Raw genomic sequence first — 3980 nt, 5'->3', positions numbered from 1 at the left:
TGAGGTTCCCCCCGGAAAGTGGACACCGACTTGGCGGGACACCGGTCCCGCTGGAAGGATGTCCGTATGCCCCCTCGCAAGCGTCGGTCGTTCACGACCGAGTACAAGGTCGAGGCTGCCCACCGGGTGATCGACTCCGGTCGCACCATCGCAGAGGTCGCCCGAGAACTCGGCCTCAACGAGAGTCTGTTGGGTGAATGGGTCAAACTCGAGCGGCGCAGAATCGCCGCCGCAGAGTCCCACGGAGAGAAGCCTTTGGACGCGGCCGAACACGCCGAGCTACGCCGATTGCGAAGGCAGGTAAGCGAACTCGAGAAGGACAACGCTTTCCTGGTAAAAGCTTCGGCGTACTTTGCCGCGATGCAGAAGAACCGACCCGGTTCGATCTGATGGCCAAGTACGCCGGCCCCGACAACATCGAAGAGACCGCCGGCACCGCCGCGCCGGAAGGTGAACGGTTCTCGATCCTGCGGATGGCGAGACTGCTGGAGGTGTCCACATCGGGCTACTACCAGTACGTCAAGCGCAGAGTTGCCACGGTGTTGACGCCGAGGCAACAGCGTCGCGCCGACCTCGAAGTCAAGATCGTCGAGGTCCACCGGGAATCGAAGGGTACCTACGGGTCGCCGCGGGTCACGGCCGAGTTGCGGGCGCGTGGTGAGGTGGTGAACGCCAAGACCGTGGCCAAGATCATGGCCTCGCTCGGTGTGGAGGGCATCAGCCCGCGCACGTTCAAGGTCAAGACCACGGCGGTCGATCCGCAGGCGTCGTTCCCGCCGGATCTGATCGAGCGGCACTTCGATCGGGGCCGGCTCGATGCGGTCTGGTTTACCGACATCACCTACCTCACGTGCGGTGAAGGGGACATGTTCTTGTGTGCGATCCGGGACGGTCATTCACGGAAGGTGTTGGGATACAGCATTGCTAATCACATCAGCGCCGAGATGGTCACCACCGCCATCGATCGAGCCGTGGCCACGCGCGGTGGGCGGTGTCGCGAGACGATCCTGCATTCGGACCGGGGTGGGGAATACACTGCCCACCTGACCGCGGCGTCGTGTGTGCAGCACGGGTTGCGTCGGTCGATGGGTGCGACCGGGATTTGTTGGGACAACAGTCCATCCGAATCGTTTTGGTCGATCTTCAAGCATGAAGAATACTATCGGCACGTCTATGCAACGAAGGCTGATCTCGTTGCTGGCGTTGACAACTGGATTGTCTTCTACAACACTGTTCGACGGAACTCTACGGTGGGGATGCACAGTCCCGACAGCTACGAGAAGTTGCTTCAGGTGGAAGTCGCCTGAGGCACGCAACCCCCTTGTCCACCGTTCGGGGGGAACCTCACACGACGGTGCGCTCGGTCAACTCACCCCGGCCTGTGCGCGCCAGTTGGCCGAGGTGTTGACTGCGGCGGCCGACGCCGCCGAGTCGGGCGATGCCGCACAGTCGTTCGACGAGGGCGCGCGTCCGGGTGGGTGAACCGTGATTCGCGCGCCCCAGGCGGTGGAGATGACCCACGCAGATCGACCGGTGGCCTTACGGCTCGGCGCCGAATCTGCACAACCCCCGCCGGCAACAATCAGTCGCGGCTTCGTGGAGGTCCCTCCGCGGTGTCCGCCCGGCGCCGCCGCGCCACGCGGCGCCCCGGTCGCCGGTGTGTACATGGTTCCGATCCCCGGTCGGGCTTGGGCGGAGTGTCTGTGTCCACCACTACACTTCGTCGCAACCACAGGCAGCGAGGAGGGAGATCTCATGGCGATCGAACCAGGCATCGACGAGCTCCGCGAACTGAACATCGAGAACGAAGGCGTGATCCGCGCACTTCGGCGGCAACGTGACGCCGCCGAGACGAAGCTCGCCAAGATCGAGAACCTGGTGAACTCCTCACATGAGCGGGTGATCGGGCAGGACGGCACAAGCGGTGTCCCCCTGGAGAAACTGCTCGCGCTGCTCGACGAGCGCGAGTAGCCGCCTCCTCATCACCACACCTCAGCGACGCGAAAGGTCGCGCTGCCGGAATACATACCGCTTGCCCGTCGCCGTCTGCGTCGGGCCGATGCGGGATGTCGGCGGTGACGGCATTTTCACACCGCGAAACGGCTGGGGAACCAACCGCTCCAACAGCAACGAGTGCGACCCGCGGCACCGCACATCAGCCAGCCCGCCGTCGGATTCCGCGGTGCGGCCGGGCGCACCGCGGAATCGCCGCAGCCGTCCGCACCGGCCTGGCCAACCGGGAAGACCCGGAACGCATCGAAGGCCGGATCCGAGACGCCGAGGCCGGATCCCGCGGACGCTACGGTAGTGACCGGCGGCTTTTCCCGAATCCGGATAGCGCGTAGTGGGGTCAGCAGGAGTGCAGGACCTGGCTCATCACGTCCTTCTCCGCCTGGGTCACCCACAACCGGTAGAGGGCTTTGACGTCGATCTGCCGGGAGATGTAGGTGCATCGGTAGGCGTTGTTCGGCGGAAACCAGGATGCGGCGTCGGAATCAGGTGACCGGTATGTCCACGAACACCATTGAGCGGCGGGGAGATGAAGGTGGTTGCTATAGAGCGGGTAGCGGCCGCATGCCTCTCCGGTCTGCTTCGGGAAGCGCTGCAGGACTTTATCGTTGATCAGCGAACGTTGAGGTTCCCCCCGGAAAGTGGACACCGACTTGGCGGGACACCGGTCCCGCTGGAAGGATGTCCGTATGCCCCCTCGCAAGCGTCGGTCGTTCACGACCGAGTACAAGGTCGAGGCTGCCCACCGGGTGATCGACTCCGGTCGCACCATCGCAGAGGTCGCCCGAGAACTCGGCCTCAACGAGAGTCTGTTGGGTGAATGGGTCAAACTCGAGCGGCGCAGAATCGCCGCCGCAGAGTCCCACGGAGAGAAGCCTTTGGACGCGGCCGAACACGCCGAGCTACGCCGATTGCGAAGGCAGGTAAGCGAACTCGAGAAGGACAACGCTTTCCTGGTAAAAGCTTCGGCGTACTTTGCCGCGATGCAGAAGAACCGACCCGGTTCGATCTGATGGCCAAGTACGCCGGCCCCGACAACATCGAAGAGACCGCCGGCACCGCCGCGCCGGAAGGTGAACGGTTCTCGATCCTGCGGATGGCGAGACTGCTGGAGGTGTCCACATCGGGCTACTACCAGTACGTCAAGCGCAGAGTTGCCACGGTGTTGACGCCGAGGCAACAGCGTCGCGCCGACCTCGAAGTCAAGATCGTCGAGGTCCACCGGGAATCGAAGGGTACCTACGGGTCGCCGCGGGTCACGGCCGAGTTGCGGGCGCGTGGTGAGGTGGTGAACGCCAAGACCGTGGCCAAGATCATGGCCTCGCTCGGTGTGGAGGGCATCAGCCCGCGCACGTTCAAGGTCAAGACCACGGCGGTCGATCCGCAGGCGTCGTTCCCGCCGGATCTGATCGAGCGGCACTTCGATCGGGGCCGGCTCGATGCGGTCTGGTTTACCGACATCACCTACCTCACGTGCGGTGAAGGGGACATGTTCTTGTGTGCGATCCGGGACGGTCATTCACGGAAGGTGTTGGGATACAGCATTGCTAATCACATCAGCGCCGAGATGGTCACCACCGCCATCGATCGAGCCGTGGCCACGCGCGGTGGGCGGTGTCGCGAGACGATCCTGCATTCGGACCGGGGTGGGGAATACACTGCCCACCTGACCGCGGCGTCGTGTGTGCAGCACGGGTTGCGTCGGTCGATGGGTGCGACCGGGATTTGTTGGGACAACAGTCCATCCGAATCGTTTTGGTCGATCTTCAAGCATGAAGAATACTATCGGCACGTCTATGCAACGAAGGCTGATCTCGTTGCTGGCGTTGACAACTGGATTGTCTTCTACAACACTGTTCGACGGAACTCTACGGTGGGGATGCACAGTCCCGACAGCTACGAGAAGTTGCTTCAGGTGGAAGTCGCCTGAGGCACGCAACCCCCTTGTCCACCGTTCGGGGGGAACCTCA

6 protein-coding genes are annotated in these 3980 nt (G+C 63.4%); 5 read left to right on the top strand and 1 reads right to left on the bottom strand.

The genetic code is table 11. The features are described 5' to 3' along the window. Positions 1-66 precede the first annotated feature (66 nt). The 3 genes from ACNJ7E_RS12995 to ACNJ7E_RS12985 all read left to right on the top strand — a co-directional run bounded on the left by ACNJ7E_RS12995 (position 67) and on the right by ACNJ7E_RS12985 (position 1971). Complete coding sequence (locus ACNJ7E_RS12995) at positions 67-390, top strand: transposase (RefSeq protein WP_418339244.1); 324 nt, start codon at positions 67-69, stop codon at positions 388-390. Beyond that, complete coding sequence (locus ACNJ7E_RS12990; RefSeq protein WP_418339243.1) at positions 390-1307, top strand: IS3 family transposase; 918 nt, start codon at positions 390-392, stop codon at positions 1305-1307. The genes ACNJ7E_RS12995 and ACNJ7E_RS12990 overlap by 1 nt, the downstream gene beginning before the upstream one ends. Before the next feature lie 448 nt (positions 1308-1755). Then, positions 1756-1971 carry a hypothetical protein gene (locus tag ACNJ7E_RS12985; RefSeq protein ID WP_007296976.1) on the top strand — a complete coding sequence of 72 codons (216 nt, stop codon included), beginning with the start codon at positions 1756-1758 and terminating at the stop codon, positions 1969-1971. Between the two features lie 379 nt (positions 1972-2350). Here ACNJ7E_RS12985 and ACNJ7E_RS12980 read toward each other — a convergent pair whose 3' ends face one another. Continuing rightward, positions 2351-2659 carry a hypothetical protein gene (locus tag ACNJ7E_RS12980; RefSeq protein WP_418340062.1) on the bottom strand — a complete coding sequence of 103 codons (309 nt, stop codon included), beginning with the start codon at positions 2657-2659 and terminating at the stop codon, positions 2351-2353. 40 nt (positions 2660-2699) lie between these two features. On the opposite strand from ACNJ7E_RS12980, the gene ACNJ7E_RS12975 reads away from it, so the two are divergent. Together ACNJ7E_RS12975 and ACNJ7E_RS12970 are read left to right on the top strand one after the other, a co-directional pair. Then, positions 2700-3023, top strand: a complete 324-nt coding sequence (locus tag ACNJ7E_RS12975) for a transposase (protein WP_418339244.1) — start codon at positions 2700-2702, stop codon at positions 3021-3023. Beyond that, positions 3023-3940, top strand: a complete 918-nt coding sequence (locus tag ACNJ7E_RS12970; RefSeq protein ID WP_418339243.1) for an IS3 family transposase — start codon at positions 3023-3025, stop codon at positions 3938-3940. The genes ACNJ7E_RS12975 and ACNJ7E_RS12970 overlap by 1 nt, the downstream gene beginning before the upstream one ends. Positions 3941-3980: the final 40 nt, after the last annotated feature.

This window comes from Rhodococcus mengyinensis (assembly GCF_048381435.1).
Lineage (GTDB): Bacteria > Actinomycetota > Actinomycetes > Mycobacteriales > Mycobacteriaceae > Rhodococcus_F > Rhodococcus_F opacus_D.
The sequence above is the reverse complement of the archived record's forward strand: the minus strand, read 5'-3'. Positions and strand labels throughout refer to the sequence as shown.